Origin of the sequence: Nocardia sp. NPDC127579 (assembly GCF_042672005.1) — a bacterium.
Taxonomy (GTDB): domain Bacteria; phylum Actinomycetota; class Actinomycetes; order Mycobacteriales; family Mycobacteriaceae; genus Nocardia.
Map to the genome: position 1 here is coordinate 700698 of NZ_JBHXVZ010000002.1, position 13751 is coordinate 714448.

Consider the following 13751-nt stretch of genomic DNA (forward strand, 5'->3'; position numbering starts at 1 on the left):
AATCGACCAGGATGTCCGGGGACGGTCGCCTGAGACAGCTGGAGGCAAGCTAATGAGTGGCGCACAGGGCATCGGACGCCGGGAACTGCTGACCGGTGCGGCGGCGGTGGCCGCGAGCGCGACCCTGGTCGGCCTGTCACCCGCGCAGGCGGTCCCGGTCGCCTCGGGTGTCGACAAATTCGCCGTCGCGAGCGGCGGGCACAACGCGCGCATCCTGGTAACGGGTGACGCGGGCACCGGAACCCGCACCCAGTGGGCGGTCGCCGACGCCGCGCGTGAATTCCATCGCCGCGAGCCGTTCACCATGGCGCTCGGGCTCGGCGACAATATCTACGAATCCGGGCCGAACGGCGTGCACGACGTCCAGTTCGCCGAGAAGTTCGAAAACCCCAATGCCGGACTGGATTTCCCCTGGGCCATGGTGCTCGGCAATCACGACAACAGCTCCGTCTTCCCCGGTGACGGCGGCTGGCTGCTGCGCGGTAATGCCGAGGTCGAATACCACGCGGTCTCGCCGCGCTGGTGGATGCCGAGCCGCTACTACTCGATCCGCCCCACCCCGGTGGTCGAGTTCTTCATTCTCGACCTCAATCCGCTCGCCTCCTACATTCCGCCGTTGCTGTCGGAGTACTGGTCGGTCGACGGCACCTTCATGAACGAACAGCGCGCCTGGCTCGATCGGGCGCTGGCCGAATCGACCGCCACGTGGAAGATCGTCTGCACCCACCACCCGTATCTGAGCAACGGCAACCACGGCAATGCCGGTCGCTACGAGGGCCTGTCCATCGAACCGATCAACGGCGTGCACGTTCAGCGCTTCTTCGAGGAGCATGTCGCGGGCAAGGCGCAGCTCATCCTGTCCGGCCACGACCACGACCTCCAGGTGCTCGACCCGACCCCGGCATCCAAGGGCACGCGCCAGCTGGTTTCCGGCGCGGCCGCCAAGACCTCGGGTCACGAAGCCGCCACCGGCCCGAACGCGGCGCTGTTCGAGAACCATCATCAGCTCGGATTCATGGTGCTCGACCTGTCTGCCGAGGCCATCGACCTGCGTGTCGTCACCGTCGACCCGGCGACAGGCGCGGGCACCGAGGCATTCCGCCGCCGCTTGACCTGACCGCAATAACTCTGCGCCGCAACATTACCGAATCACAACGGCGCGTCCGTTCCCGTACCAAACCGCGCGGGATGCTGCCGGGGCCCACTACCGTTCATCGCATGGCATCCGAGGACGAGTCCGAGGTGTCCGGTATCGACCCCACTGCGGGCGGCGATGCCGACACCGACGGACGCAGGAGAGGTGACTCGATGGTGGACTCGATCTGGCTTGGACGTCGCTACACCAGACATCTCGGTCGGCCCCGGGTATCCACGCTGCTGATGCTGGCCCTGTTCGTCGGTCTGCTGGTGCTGTACCTCAACCTGCACTGACTCGCGGCCCGGCCGCGGAAATAACCGCTTGCCGCGTCACATAAAGTGGACGGAATGAAGGAGAAGGGGCGCAAGGTCATCGCGACCAACCGCCGAGCGCGGCACAACTACACCATCCTGGAGACCTTCGAGGCCGGGATCGCGCTGGTGGGTACCGAGGTCAAGAGCCTGCGAGAAGGCAAGGCCTCGCTGGTCGACGCGTTCGCGACGGTCGACAACCGCGAGGTGTGGCTGCGCGGCCTGCACATCCCCGAATTCAGTCACGGCACCTGGACCAATCACTCGCCGCGCCGCGTCCGCAAACTGCTGCTGCACAAGCGGGAGATCGAGCGACTGGTCGGTAAGTCCCGCGAGGGCAATCAGACCCTGGTGCCGCTGTCGATGTACTTCTCCGACGGCAAGGTGAAGGTCGAACTGGCTCTGGCCAAGGGTAAGCAGGATTACGACAAGCGCCAGGACATTGCCAAGCGGACGGCCGAACGCGAGGTCACCCGCGAGATCGGCCGCCGCGTGAAGGGGATGCGTTAGATCCGGCGATAGCGGGCCAGCCAGGCCGCGACACTGACCCGGCCGTTCACCTGCTCGAGCCCGGCGGCCTGTTCGGCCACCGAGTCGGTCACCCGGCCGATGTAGCGCGCGGGTTGCAGGTCTTCGAATTCCCATCCGTCGGTGAAGGATTCGCGGATGACGGTGTCGCTGATCCGAGGGCCGATGCCCGGTTCGCGATCCGAGAGCGCCAGCACGTGCACCAGCCCGCCGGGCTTGCACACCGCGTGCAGGCTGCGCACATAGGCGGCACGGGATTCGGGGTCTTCGCCGAAGACGTGGAACAGCGCGCTGTCGACGATGGTGTCGAATTGCGGTGTGCCGCCGTCGTCGGCGAGTGCCTCGGCGTCGGCGAGGCGCAGCGCATCGGCGACATCGAACCGCGCGGCGCTCACACCCTGCGCGGCCGCGTTGCGCCGCGCGTATTCCACGGCGCTGGGCGAGACATCGATGCCGCGCACGTCGTATCCGAGGCGAGTGAGCAGAATAGTGTGTTCCCCGGCCCCGGCGCCGGGATCCAGCACCCGCCCCCGAATCCGGCCCGCCTGCTCCAGTTCCACGATTGCGGGCTGCGGTTCTCCGATCACCCACGGCGCGGAGTCGTTGTCGTACACGGCATTCCAGGTCTCCAACGGTACGCTCATGCCTCCACTATGCATCCTCGACCAAGGTTCTGGTCAAGGCGGCGCAGCGGCAGGCGCAGCAGGAGAATGCCGGTGGCGAGCAGGGCTGCGCAGCGCAGGGGGGTGACCTCGAACATGAGCAGGGGAGCGGCGCGGCCCGCGAGCGCGCCGCCGAATCCGGCGGCGGAGATGCCGAGGGTGCCGGACAGGCACAGGGTGGCGCCGAGGGCCGCGCGGCCGGTGGCCATGGGCGCGGGCCCGAGCAGCCTGGGCTGATCGGCGCGCCGGAAGATCAGGATCAGCCCGGCGGTGGCGAGGGCGAACAGCGCGAGCTCGAGCGGTCGGCTCCACCACCACGCGGCCGAGCCGACCGGTGGCGTCGTGCCGCCGATTGCCAATCGGAGGCCGCTGACCAGGAACAGCGCGGTCAGGTGCCAGAGGAAGGCGGTCATGGCGATGCCGTTGGCCGCCACCACGGTGAACCACACGCGGGGCCGGGCGAGCCATCGGCTGATCGGTGCGCGCAGCAGCAGCGCCGCGCCGATCAACCAGAGCGCGTGCGCCAGCAGGGCGGCCGTAGGCGGCGACATATTGGACACCGCCGCGCCGGGCATGCCCACCATGGACAGGGGATAGGGGCCGAACGTCACCAGGGCTGCCACCGCGACGAGCCCACCGAGCGTGAGCGCGACGGCGACTCTCCGATTCAGTCGGCCGTCGGCATAGCAGAAGCCCAGTTGATGCACCGCGAGCCAGACCAGCGCCACATTGACGAGTCCGAAACCGTTGTGCCCCAGGCCGAATCGAATCAGATCCACACCCGCGACGCCGGCGATCAGCGCGCCGGGTACGGCGATCCCGAATCGCCGGTGCGCCGCCCACATGATCGGCGCCAACGCGACGATGCCCAGGTATACCCCGACGAACCACAGTGGCTGGCCGATCAGCCGGGTCGCGGTACGCAGCAGGCCCGAGTCGAATCCGGTCAGCTCGAGCAGTAGGCCGACGGCCAGCCAGACGGCGACGAACACCGCGGTCGGCAGCACCAGGCGGGCCGCGCGGCCGCGCACGAAGCCCGCATAGCCGGGGCCGCGCCGCAGTGCCGCGGCATGGGCGAAGCCGCCGACGAAGAAGAACAGCGGCATCACCTGGAATACCCAGGTCAACGGCTGGAGCGCGGGCATGATCGCGAGCGCGTTGTCGACGCCTACACCGCCGGGGCCCGGGATCAGGACCACCATCAGCCAGTGTCCGAGCACCACGGTCGCCAGCGAGAACACCCGCAACAGATCCAGGTAGCGATCGCGGGTATCGGGTGTGGCCGCGGCCAGTCGGCGGGCGGTGAGCGGGTGAAATGCCATGTCAGCGAGCCTGCTGGAGCGCGGCTCGGAATTGCTGAGCACAACTACTCGAGCGGGCCGGGCCGAACTTACTCAGCCTGCGGGCGCGGCAGTACCCGCGCCGAGCGCATCTCTCTATTCCACCGCACAACACCCCCCGCAGTCAATAGCCTTGTTGCGATGAAATGTAGCAACTATGCTACGTAGTATCACGACCTCGATGAGGAGGCCTCATGGCGATATCGCTGGCAGTATTCATCTGCGCCGGACTGGCGCTGGGCTGGGGGAATGCTCGTTTCACCCAGCTATCGGTAGCCCGGATCGCGGGCTCGGCGACCGGGGGTGTCGGCGCACTCGCCGCGCTCGCGCTGGCCAGATTGTTCGTCCTGACCGCCGTGTCGGTCGCGTTCGCCTTCCTGGTTCGACCGGGCGGAGTCGGAATCCTGTTGGGGCTGGCGGTATTTCAGGCCATGGCTCTGCTTCGAGTGGCTCGAGTGCGGACATGACCACGGTCAAGGTGGGCGACCACCACACGGCGCGCTGGCTCGGTATGGAGTTCAATATCGACACGATCGTGTCGACCACGGTGGCCGCGGCGATCGTGCTGGCTTTGGCGTTCTACCTGCGAGCCACCGTGACTTCCGGTGTGCCGAACGGGGTTCAGCTGTTCTTCGAAACCGTCACGGTGCAGATGCGACAGCAGGTCGAATCCGCCATCGGCATGCGGATCGCGCCATTCGTGCTGCCGCTCGCGGTCACCCTGTTCACCTTCATCCTGCTGTCGAACTGGCTGGCGGTCCTGCCGATGCGTTACGGCGACGGTGAACTCATCCACCCGCCGACAGCGGACATCAACTTCGTCTACGCGCTCGCGGTCTTCGTCTTCCTGGGCTACCAGGTCGCCGGCGTGGTCCGTCGTGGACCACTGACCCACCTGAAAATGCTGCTGAAAGGCCACGGCGGCTGGGGGCCGATGGTGGTCATCAACATCATCGAGGAGATCGCGAAACCGCTGTCGCTCTCACTGCGGCTGTTCGGGAACATGTTCGCCGGCGGCGTGATGCTGTCGGTCATCACCCTGCTGCCCGCGTGGATCAGCTGGGGCCCCAACGCGGTCTGGAAGCTGCTCGACCTGTTCGTCGGGTTCATCCAAGCCTTCATCTTCACCCTCTTGACCATCCTCTACTTCGGTCAGGCGATGACCCGTGCCGACGAAAAACACTGACCGGCACCACAAGACCTCGAGTTTCACAGAGAAGGGAAACAGCAATGGCTGATATCACGGACGCCGGCATGATCCAGATGGCCGCGCTCATCGGCGGTGGGTTCATTCTGCTGGGCGGCGCGATCGGCGCGGGTTTCGGCAATGGTCTGGTCGGTTCTGCGCTGATCAATGGCGTTGCCCGGCAACCGGAGTCGGAGTCGCGACTGCGCGGCAACTACCTCATGGCCGTGGGTCTGATCGACGCGGTCTACTTCATCAATCTCGCGTTCATGGCGCTGTTCGTGTTCGCGACGCCAGGTAAGTAGCGGGCCATGTCGACGAAAAACCATGCCGGAGAGAACTTCCTGCTCCCCAACGGCACGTTCTTCGCCGAACTGCTGATCTTCCTGACCGTGCTCGGCGTCATCTGGCGCTTCGTCGTTCCGCCGATCCACCGGATCCTGGCCGAGCGCGAGGCCCGGGTAGCCCGGACGGCGGCGGACGAAGCGGCGGCGCGGCAGGGCCGTGCCGAGGCGGAATCCACCTACCAGGCGGCGCTCGCCGAAGGGCGGGTGGTGGCCGACGGAATTCGCAAACAGGCACGGGCGCAGGGCCGCTCGATCGTCGCCGAACGACAGCGAGTCGCTCAGGAACAGGCCGACGCCGAGGTCGCGCGGACGCTCACCGAGCTACGCGCGGACGCGGATCGTGTCACCCGGGAGCTCGAGCAGAGCGTCGATCCGCTGGCGCGCACCCTGGCCGACCGGGTGCTCGGAGCCGAAATCACCAAGGCGGGGCGATGATCTGGGATTGGCCGATCTTCCTCAGCCAGCTGTTCGGGTTCGCGGTGGTCGTTCACGTCCTCGTCCGCAAGGTGCTTCCGCCGCTGCGCTCGGCAATGTCCAAGGCGCAGAACACGATTCGAACCCAGCTCGAGGACAGCGCACGTGCCGCCAACCAGGTGGTCGCGGCCGCCGAAGCCCGTGAAGCGGCGGTGGCCCAAGGTGAACTCGCCAAGGCCCAGCTGAAAGCGGAGGCCGACGCCGCCGCCGCGGGCCTGCTCGACGACATGCGCGTCGAAGCCGAGGAATCCGCGACCAGGATCCGGCGCCGAGGCCGGGTTCGGATCCACCAGCTCCGCCGCGAACTGGTGGACGGTCTGCAGGCGAGCCTGCACACCGCCGTGCTGGATCGAACCGAACACACGGTGCGCCGACGACTCACCGTGCCGCACGCCCGAACCGCCGGTATCGATCGTTTTCTGGACGAACTCGAACAGATACCCGAACGCCCTGGCGTGCGCTGAACCCACCCGGGCCCGGTCCGCGCGGACCGGGCCCTTCCGTGTCGGTAGGTTGGGTGTCGCTGCCCGCCTTACCTAGTGAGCGAGAATTCCGATGTCCTACCCGCCGCCCCAGCGACCGCCCGTCCCCGGTCCACCATCGCCACAATCCTGGGGATACGGGCCGCCGCCCGCCGAGCAGCGGTCGGGGGCGGCGTTCGGCGTGGTCGCCCTGATCTTCGGAATTCTCGGCGTCGTTCTGCCCTTCCTGCCTGTCGATCTGGCGGGCATCCGCCCGATCATCGGCTTGGCGTTCACCGTGTGCGGGCTGGTGCTCGGCACCCTCGGATGCGTCGGCCAACGCCGTGGCAAGGGTTTCGCCGCGGCGGGAATCGCCCTGTCCCTGCTCGGGCTCGCCGTCGCGATCATCATGCTGCCGCAGTTGCTCTGAGCGTCAATGATGGATGACCTCGCCGAGACGCGGCAGAACATTGCGTTTCCAGCCGCGTTCGGCGGCGTTGCGCGCCATCTTCTCGCGGCGGTCGCCGATGTCGAAACCCGTCTGGGTCAACAACAGCCGAGTACCGCGGCCCTGAGGTCGTAGCCGCCAGTCGACGGTCCAGTGGGCGTGGCGGTAGCGCCAGCTGTAGGTCAACCGTTCGCGCGGCCCGACCGCCAGGACCTCGCAATCGATGGTGTCGTCCGGTGTGGTGGGCACGGTGAATCGAAAGCGTGTACCGACCGAGGTAGCGAAGCCGGTCGGCCGAAGCAGCCAGCGCTCCAGGAGATCCGGCCGGGTCAACGCGTCCCACACCACCGCAGCGGGCTGTGCGAAGAACGCGCCGAGCTCAACCGCGGCGGGGTCCAGCCGCGGATCAGCGATCACCATGCTCTAGTTTCCCTGGCCCTCTTTGTATTTGGCCTCCAGCTCGGCGGCGAGCGCCGGTGCTTCGGCCTCCATCTTCTGGACATAGGCGACCGCGTCACCGACCGTCCGCAGACTCGCCAGATCTTCGTCGGGAACCTTCACGCTGTACTTGTCCTCCAACTGCACGGCGATCTCCACCAGCGAGAGCGAGTCGATATCCAGGTCGTCGACGAAGGACTTCTCGAACAGCACCTCGGCGGCGTCGATGCCGGTCACCTCCTCCACGATGTCCGCGATGCCGGCGACGATTTCTTCCTGCGTGGTGGTCACGTATTCACACTCCATGGATCGGTTGTCGGTTGCCCCACGCTAAAAGCTCCAGTGTGGTGGAGATTCAAGCGAATGTGACGGACGGCACAGCGCATTGAGGTGAGTCTCACGTTGCGAGGATTCGATGTGAACGAAATCGGGAACTGGATCGTATGGCTCACTTGGGAACTCGCGTTAGGAAACACGAGAAGTGCTGCACGCGAACCCAACCCGACCGGAAAGGAAACATGTTCTCAGTAGTTCGAGTGTCGACCGCCCTCGCCACGGGCCTGCTGGCCACTCTCGCCCTCGCCCCGACAGCACAGGCATACCCCGTCGGCCCCTGGGGAATCGAAGGCCCGTGCAAGGGTAAATCCGAGGCCGAATGCGAATACCGGCCTTCATCCGACGGCATCGTGTGGGAGCTCTACGTTCCGCCCGACCTCAGCCGGGCCTGGCAGACGAACGTCTACGACAAGACGGGCGCCGGCGCTTGTGTGAACAGCATCGGCGCCCCGCCGACGATGAAGATGTGCGCACAGATCGCCTCCCTGATCCGCGCCCTGCCGCCCCTGCGCATCGGCCCTTCGACGGGCAGCGGCACCGGCATCTGATTTGGTCGAAGCCACTGTGGTGTAAGCGGATTCACGCACTGCAATAGGCAGCCCCGGCCCGGCGGTGCCGGGCCGGGGCCACACGTACAGGCTTCGCGCTGTTCGGGTCGAGCAGCTGGGTCATTCGTCGATGTGCACTCCGTAGGCGCACGCCAGCGCGGCGAGGTCGGTCGGATACCCCTGACCGACCGCCCGCAGTCGCCAGTCGTCGCCGCGCAGATAGATCTCGGCCAAGACAAGCGTGCGTTCCTCGGTCGCCGCGTCCAGCGTCGCGCGGGCGATGACACCGGCATCGTTGCCCGGTGCGACCTCCAGCTCCAGGGCGCCGACCTCGCCGAAGGTGACACCGACGCCATCCAGGGCGGCGGCCACCACAATTCGACGACAGTGCTCGGGCACCTGATCCACCCCGATCGAGATCGACTGTTCGTTCGGTCCGTCGATGGTCAGCCGTGCTCCGCTGGTCTCGGGCTGGTTGTAGAAGACGAAGTCGTGGTCGCCCGCGACCCGCTCGTCGCAATCGACGAGGAATGCGACCAGATCCACTTCCCAGCTGCCGTTCTGCACCCACGATGCCCGGACCGTCCAGCTCGCCCCGTGGTCGGCTATCGGAAGGTCCATCACCTGGCCGCGAGCCAGCGACGCCGGCTCGAGCTCGGTCGGCGCGGCCGCGGATGATGGTGTAGCCGTGAGCAATTCGACGCCGTGAATCGGTATCCCCAGCTCGGCGGCCTTTTTGCAGCGGCGGTCGGTCCGTCCATCGTGCAGGGCGAGGATATCGGTGACTCCGGCCGACATGTTCACCGCCGCCGACCCGCCGAGTTCGAGAATGCGGGCGCGTGCCTCGGCGGCTTGATCGTGGGTACCGCCGACGACCAGAACGCGTCGCCCGGCCAACGGGCCGGTAGGCGCGGGGCCCTGGCGGACCGGTGCCGGCCTCGCTTCGTCTTTACGTCGGCCCGGCAACACGTTCTCGAGCAGGGACAAGAATCTACCCTCAGCGACAATCGGCGTCCCGACCTCGGCCGCCTTGCGCGCCTTACCAGTTGCCGCGTTGGGTGTGTTGGTCACCAGCAGGCTGGTGCGCCCGCTCACCCCGCTCATGACTTCGAGTCCGGCCGCCTCGGCACGAGCCACCAGGTCTTCTCGTTCAGTCGCCGTGTCCCCCGTGAAGGCGACTTTCATGCCCTGTATCAGCCCGCCGCCGGTAGCGAGTCGCCCCGGATACGTATACGGGCACGGGGGTTTCGGGCCGGTGCGTTCGGTCGGCAGGCCCCAAGCGCTCTGATAGTTCTCCTTCGGAGGACAGCGCAGCAGCGGTGGCGCGATGCCGAGCCGAGCCGCGTCGGCGACCAGCGCACGCAGTACGCCTGCCAGTACACGCGTATCGTCCAGCGCATCATGGGCTTTCGTGCGCGGCACGCCGTAGTAGGCGGCGAGGGTATCGAGCCGGCAATTCGGTGTCGGCGGTGCGACCCGACGGGCGAGCGCGAGGGTGCAGAGCCTGCGGCTGACCGGGAGATTCGTGCCGGCTCGGTCGAATTCGCTGGCCAGGAACCCGTAGTCGAACTGCGCGTTGTGCGCCACCATCACCCGCCCGGTCAGCAGCGTCGACAGTGTTTCGCGCACCTGCTCGAATCTTGGTGAGCCACGCAGTATCTCCGCAGTCAGCCCGTGAATGTGGACCGGGCCGGGGTCGCACCCCGGATCGAGCAAGGTATGGAACTCGTCGGCTATTCGCCCGTCCGCATCCAAGGACAGCGCGGCCACCGATAGCACCCGATGCGCCCCCGCCTGTAGCCCTGATGTCTCCACATCGACAACGGTGAAGGCGCTGAACCCGGCTTCGAATGATGTTGCGCAGACACTTGAATTCGTTCGCACGGCTTGATGATCGCCACTAGCGCCATGAGCGTTGCATCACCTCGGGCCGACCGAAGGATCATCGAGGCGACCAGCTTCGTGCAGTCGAAAATTAGCCAGGGCAAAGGCTGAAACGAAGCTCGGACGATTCCGATAGGAGCGGTATCGAACGAGACCGGTGGGGCCGCTATCTGCCGCTTCGGCGGTCTCGATGGCAGAAAGTCGGAGACGTTGATGTCCGCAGCAGCAGGGGTGCTGGTTCTGGTATGGCTCGTGATGGTGATCATCGCGGTTATCGGTTTAGTGCGGGGACATCTGAGTCCAGCCCGCATTCGTAACCGCAAGCAGGCCGGACTGCTGCTAGCAGCGTCGTTCATCGTGTTGATACTGATCGGCGTCCTTTCTCCGGCCGATTCGGCCCGTGAGACGGGACCGCGGAACGTAGTCACCTCCACCGCGACGCTGCCGCCGACGACCCCATCGACGGTGATCGTGCCCACCAGCACCTCCTCGACAGTGGCCGCGCCCGCTGTCCCAAGCCGATCGACGGCTCCCGTCGTTCCCGACAGTGCGACCCAACTGCCACCGGTGCCTACGCCGACGACGGCGCGCATCCCCGATCCGATGCCATTCGCGCCTCCGCCGGCTACCCGTCAACCAGTTCCCTCGTCGTCCACCGCGAGCGCCCCGAATGTGTACTACGCGGATTGCGATGCAGTCCGAGCAGCCGGCGCGGCACCGCTGCATCGAGGTGAGCCTGGCTACCGGAAGGGTCTGGACCGCGACAACGACGGAATCGCCTGCGACAAATAGGGTACGCATGCAAGCGTCACGTCGGCCGCCTCGCCGCTGAACGCGAAGGCCCTGTAGTTCATACCTTTACGGCGGTGTCTCGCCCCGGCCGCGGACGCGCCCGCGGCCGGGTGGCCGAGTTCAGCGCTTGGCGTAGTCGTCGTAACCCTGCCAGTCGAGCACCACGCAGGATTCGTCGCCCACCACCCAGGCGTCGTGTCCCGGCGGGACGATCATGAAATCGCCTGGGCCGTACTCCTGTTGCTCGCCGTCGTTCATGACGACATGGATTCGTCCGGACACGCAGTATCCGATGTGGGCCGCTTCGCAGCTGTCGGTTTGTGCGATCGGCTTGACATGCTCGGACCAGCGCCAACCGGGTTCGAATACCGCGCGCCCGACCGCGCCGCCGTCGAGGTTGACCAGATCGAGTTGTCCCTTGCCCTGCTCGAAGGGCCGCGTTTCATCGGGTGAATCGAATGTTCTCCGTACCAGACCGGCCATGACCGTTCTCCTGAGCTCGGTTCGCGACAGCCGACGATCGCCAGAAATTCGCTCACCCCCAGACGCTCCCCGTTGCGTAGCGCTCGCGGCCGCCGCCATGACGTATTTCTATCCCCACCTACTTCTCGAAAGTGCCTGTCCGCATCATCTTGTTCTCTTGTGATGTGCATCACATGCTAGGCCGGTGTGGCTGGGCTGGCAAGGTAGCTGTCAGGAAACGGGAAACGACTACTTCGACCACCGACGGATCCATCCGAGCGCGACCTCGGATGCCGGGCGATGGTGTGGTGGAACGGTCGGGGTGTCGATCTCCAGTTACCTGGTGGCGTCCGGCGGCAGACAAGATTCGTCGAACGTGCCGAGGATCGACTGGGATCCGACCACGATCACTTCCGGATGACCGATGATCTGACACGCCGTCCGGATGGCGTGTTCCAACTGGTCGCGCCGCATCAGCCGGCCAAACCCAGTACGTCGGCGCGCTCGTCTTGGGGCAGTAGTCCGCCCATGGGGGAGACTTCACGCATCCCGATCGAGTCGCGATCGAGACCGGTCAGTACGCGGTGGATCCCTGGCAGGTCTCCGCGCTCGATCAACACCTCCCATCGACCGAGATTTCGCACGTGCGGTTGACCGGATACGCCATCGCGCAGCCGCCCTAGGTTGCGCTCGACCTGTGGTCGCCACGATTCGAGACGGGGTCGGGTCAAATGCGTCGAGAGCCGGCGATGCAGCAGCCAAGAACGTCGCTCCGACCGGGTCAACTCGGGGACTACGCGGCGCCGCACAACCTCCAAGCGGAACCCCATGCACGAGAGCAGCCGCTCGAGCTGATCGTCGCTCAGATTCAGCTTGCCCGACAACGCCTGACTGATACTCGATTGACGGACGCCACTTACCCGGGACAGCTGAGACTGAGAGGTGCCCGTTTCGAGCATTACTTCGCGCAGCAGGTCACTCCGACTGGACATGTATCAACTATAGCGTGATGCACTATACTCAGCGTTCGGTTTGGAGCGGTCAGCGCTGTGCACAAGCAAAATGCCCTCGATCTCAGCGTTTCAGCTGGTCACGAGGGCATTTCTCGAGTGGAGCTGCCGGGAATCGAACCCGGGTCCTCCGCCGTGTCTTCAGGGCTTCTCCGTGTGCAGTTCGCTGTGTCTCTGCTTGGATCTCCGGGTCTCGCGAACAAGCTCGGATGACGATCCCAGTCGCTGTTGGATGTCCCGTCATACTCCGCGACCGAGTGTGACGGTTAGCCCTCTAGCTGATGCCGGCACCGGGATCGAGGGCATATCCCGGGCCGACAGAGACGCTTCGCGGCTTAGGCGGCGAGAGCGTACTCGCGCTGATGAGAATCGGCGCTTAATTGGTTGCAACGACGCTTACGGTGGTCTCTTGCCTGCACCGACACGCTTCCCCTGAGTCAACGTACGCAGTCGAAACCGTTCAGCCCCGTACGTGCCCGCACCGTGCGGGCTAGTCATGCTAACACTCTCGAGGGTGCGACTCATTCCCATTATTTCGGCGATCCGACCGGGCGGGATGGCATCACTGGAAGAGGTGGGCGTTCTCCGCGACCCACTGCCGGAACGTCCGGCCGGGGCGGCCGGTGAGCGCGGGCACGGTGTCGCGGACCTGCCGCAGTTCGTCGGTCATATCGCCGCCGGTCACGTCGAGTACCGCGTCCACCGCTGCTCCGAAGTACGGCAGCAGGTCGGCGCGGGCCTGGTCTCGGGTGCTCTCGGTGAAGGGGAGGTCGCGATCCACTGCGGCGCCGATCGCGGCGACCTGCTGGCGCGGGGTGACGGCCTCGGGGCCGGTGAGGGCGTAGGTCCGGCCGTGGTGGCCGGGCTCGGTCAGGGCCACGCGCGCCACGGACGCGATATCGGCGGGGTGGATGGTGGGTAGCGCGATGTCGGCATAGGGTGCTCGAACCGGTCGGCCACTGCTGATCGCCTCGGCCCACAGCAGGGTGTTGGAGGCGAACTGGGTGGGTCGCAGAATGGTCCACTTCATCCCGCTGGCCATCAATTCCTTTTCGATGGCGGCTTTTTCGGCTGCGGGACCAAGGTGCGGATGCGTCTGTACGGTGATCGAGGACACCAGTACTACCTGTTCGACTCCGGCATCGCGTGCGGCGGAGATGATTTCGGTGTCCGGTCCGAGCCCGGTCACCAGGAACATCGATCGCACTCCGTCGAGTGCCCGCCGCAGCCCCGCGCTGTGGCCCAGGTCGGCTTCGAACGCCTCGGGAATTGTGGCCCGCGCGTCGCGAGTGAGCGCCCGCAGCGGGCCCGCCTGCACCGCACGTAGCTCGCGGAGCAGCGCGCTCCCGATATTTCCGGTGGCTCCGGTGATGAGCAACATGAGCA

The 13751-nt window shown here is 66.1% G+C and carries 19 protein-coding genes and 1 other RNA gene; 11 read left to right on the forward strand and 9 right to left on the reverse strand.

Annotation, left to right across the window (positions count from 1 at the left end; genetic code table 11):
* Window positions 1–52: 52 nt before the first annotated feature.
* From ACFVMC_RS10765 to smpB, 3 genes are all read left to right on the forward strand, one after another.
* Complete coding sequence (locus ACFVMC_RS10765) at window positions 53–1117, forward strand: metallophosphoesterase (RefSeq protein ID WP_379208914.1); 1065 nt, start codon at window positions 53–55, stop codon at window positions 1115–1117.
* A gap of 101 nt (window positions 1118–1218) precedes the next feature.
* Entirely contained in the window at window positions 1219–1431 is a 213-nt protein-coding gene (locus ACFVMC_RS10770) for a hypothetical protein (RefSeq protein WP_379208916.1), read from the forward strand.
* A gap of 54 nt (window positions 1432–1485) precedes the next feature.
* The gene (gene smpB / locus ACFVMC_RS10775; RefSeq protein WP_379208918.1) at window positions 1486–1959 is read left to right on the forward strand and encodes an SsrA-binding protein SmpB; all 474 of its coding nucleotides are present in this window, start codon (window positions 1486–1488) and stop codon (window positions 1957–1959) included.
* Here the strand turns inward: smpB and ACFVMC_RS10780 are convergent.
* Together ACFVMC_RS10780 and ACFVMC_RS10785 are read right to left on the reverse strand one after the other, a co-directional pair.
* Window positions 1956–2621, reverse strand: coding sequence for a class I SAM-dependent methyltransferase (locus ACFVMC_RS10780; protein ID WP_379208920.1), 666 nt, complete (start codon window positions 2619–2621; stop codon window positions 1956–1958). The genes smpB and ACFVMC_RS10780 overlap by 4 nt on opposite strands.
* On the reverse strand, window positions 2618–3961 hold the full coding sequence (locus ACFVMC_RS10785; RefSeq protein WP_379208922.1) for an acyltransferase: 1344 nt from the start codon (window positions 3959–3961) through the stop codon (window positions 2618–2620). The genes ACFVMC_RS10780 and ACFVMC_RS10785 overlap by 4 nt, the downstream gene beginning before the upstream one ends.
* Before the next feature lie 212 nt (window positions 3962–4173).
* Between ACFVMC_RS10785 and ACFVMC_RS10790 the strand changes: the two genes are divergently transcribed.
* From ACFVMC_RS10790 to ACFVMC_RS10815, 6 genes are all read left to right on the forward strand, one after another.
* Window positions 4174–4446, forward strand: coding sequence for a hypothetical protein (locus ACFVMC_RS10790; protein ID WP_379208924.1), 273 nt, complete (start codon window positions 4174–4176; stop codon window positions 4444–4446).
* A complete protein-coding gene (atpB, locus tag ACFVMC_RS10795; RefSeq protein ID WP_379208926.1) occupies window positions 4443–5165 on the forward strand; it encodes a F0F1 ATP synthase subunit A in 723 nt (240 codons plus the stop codon). Before ACFVMC_RS10790 ends, atpB begins: the two co-directional genes overlap by 4 nt.
* A gap of 44 nt (window positions 5166–5209) precedes the next feature.
* On the forward strand, window positions 5210–5470 hold the full coding sequence (gene atpE / locus ACFVMC_RS10800) for an ATP synthase F0 subunit C (protein WP_379208928.1): 261 nt from the start codon (window positions 5210–5212) through the stop codon (window positions 5468–5470).
* Window positions 5471–5476: 6 nt separating this feature from the next.
* Entirely contained in the window at window positions 5477–5947 is a 471-nt protein-coding gene (locus ACFVMC_RS10805; RefSeq protein WP_379208930.1) for a F0F1 ATP synthase subunit B, read from the forward strand.
* Window positions 5944–6450: a hypothetical protein gene (locus tag ACFVMC_RS10810; RefSeq protein WP_379208932.1), complete on the forward strand. Its 507-nt coding sequence runs from the start codon at window positions 5944–5946 to the stop codon at window positions 6448–6450. Before ACFVMC_RS10805 ends, ACFVMC_RS10810 begins: the two co-directional genes overlap by 4 nt.
* 91 nt (window positions 6451–6541) lie before the next feature.
* Complete coding sequence (locus ACFVMC_RS10815) at window positions 6542–6877, forward strand: hypothetical protein (RefSeq protein ID WP_379208934.1); 336 nt, start codon at window positions 6542–6544, stop codon at window positions 6875–6877.
* A gap of 3 nt (window positions 6878–6880) precedes the next feature.
* On the opposite strand, the gene ACFVMC_RS10820 is transcribed toward ACFVMC_RS10815, so the two are convergent.
* Window positions 6881–7315: an SRPBCC domain-containing protein gene (locus ACFVMC_RS10820; protein ID WP_379208936.1), complete on the reverse strand. Its 435-nt coding sequence runs from the start codon at window positions 7313–7315 to the stop codon at window positions 6881–6883.
* Between the two features lie 3 nt (window positions 7316–7318).
* Window positions 7319–7624, reverse strand: a complete 306-nt coding sequence (gene acpM, locus ACFVMC_RS10825) for a meromycolate extension acyl carrier protein AcpM (protein WP_379208938.1) — start codon at window positions 7622–7624, stop codon at window positions 7319–7321.
* A gap of 227 nt (window positions 7625–7851) precedes the next feature.
* Here acpM and ACFVMC_RS10830 point away from each other — a divergent pair, with 227 nt between their 5' ends.
* Window positions 7852–8217 carry a hypothetical protein gene (locus tag ACFVMC_RS10830; protein ID WP_379208940.1) on the forward strand — a complete coding sequence of 122 codons (366 nt, stop codon included), beginning with the start codon at window positions 7852–7854 and terminating at the stop codon, window positions 8215–8217.
* 120 nt (window positions 8218–8337) lie between these two features.
* Here the strand turns inward: ACFVMC_RS10830 and ACFVMC_RS10835 are convergent, their stop codons facing one another.
* A complete protein-coding gene (locus tag ACFVMC_RS10835; protein ID WP_379208942.1) occupies window positions 8338–10101 on the reverse strand; it encodes an exonuclease domain-containing protein in 1764 nt (587 codons plus the stop codon).
* 213 nt (window positions 10102–10314) lie between these two features.
* On the opposite strand from ACFVMC_RS10835, the gene ACFVMC_RS10840 reads away from it, so the two are divergent.
* Window positions 10315–10893 (forward strand): excalibur calcium-binding domain-containing protein, encoded by a 579-nt coding sequence (locus tag ACFVMC_RS10840; RefSeq protein WP_379208944.1) that lies wholly within the window; start codon window positions 10315–10317, stop codon window positions 10891–10893.
* 120 nt (window positions 10894–11013) lie between these two features.
* Here the strand turns inward: ACFVMC_RS10840 and ACFVMC_RS10845 are convergent, their stop codons facing one another.
* The 4 genes from ACFVMC_RS10845 to ACFVMC_RS10860 all read right to left on the reverse strand — a co-directional run bounded on the left by ACFVMC_RS10845 (window position 11014) and on the right by ACFVMC_RS10860 (window position 13746).
* The gene (locus ACFVMC_RS10845; RefSeq protein WP_379208945.1) at window positions 11014–11376 is read right to left on the reverse strand and encodes a cupin domain-containing protein; all 363 of its coding nucleotides are present in this window, start codon (window positions 11374–11376) and stop codon (window positions 11014–11016) included.
* Window positions 11377–11828: 452 nt separating this feature from the next.
* The gene (locus ACFVMC_RS10850; RefSeq protein ID WP_379208946.1) at window positions 11829–12347 is read right to left on the reverse strand and encodes a helix-turn-helix domain-containing protein; all 519 of its coding nucleotides are present in this window, start codon (window positions 12345–12347) and stop codon (window positions 11829–11831) included.
* 115 nt (window positions 12348–12462) lie between these two features.
* Window positions 12463–12833, reverse strand: a transfer-messenger RNA (tmRNA) gene (gene ssrA / locus ACFVMC_RS10855).
* 94 nt (window positions 12834–12927) lie between these two features.
* Window positions 12928–13746, reverse strand: a complete 819-nt coding sequence (locus ACFVMC_RS10860; protein WP_379208947.1) for an SDR family oxidoreductase — start codon at window positions 13744–13746, stop codon at window positions 12928–12930.
* Window positions 13747–13751: the final 5 nt, after the last annotated feature.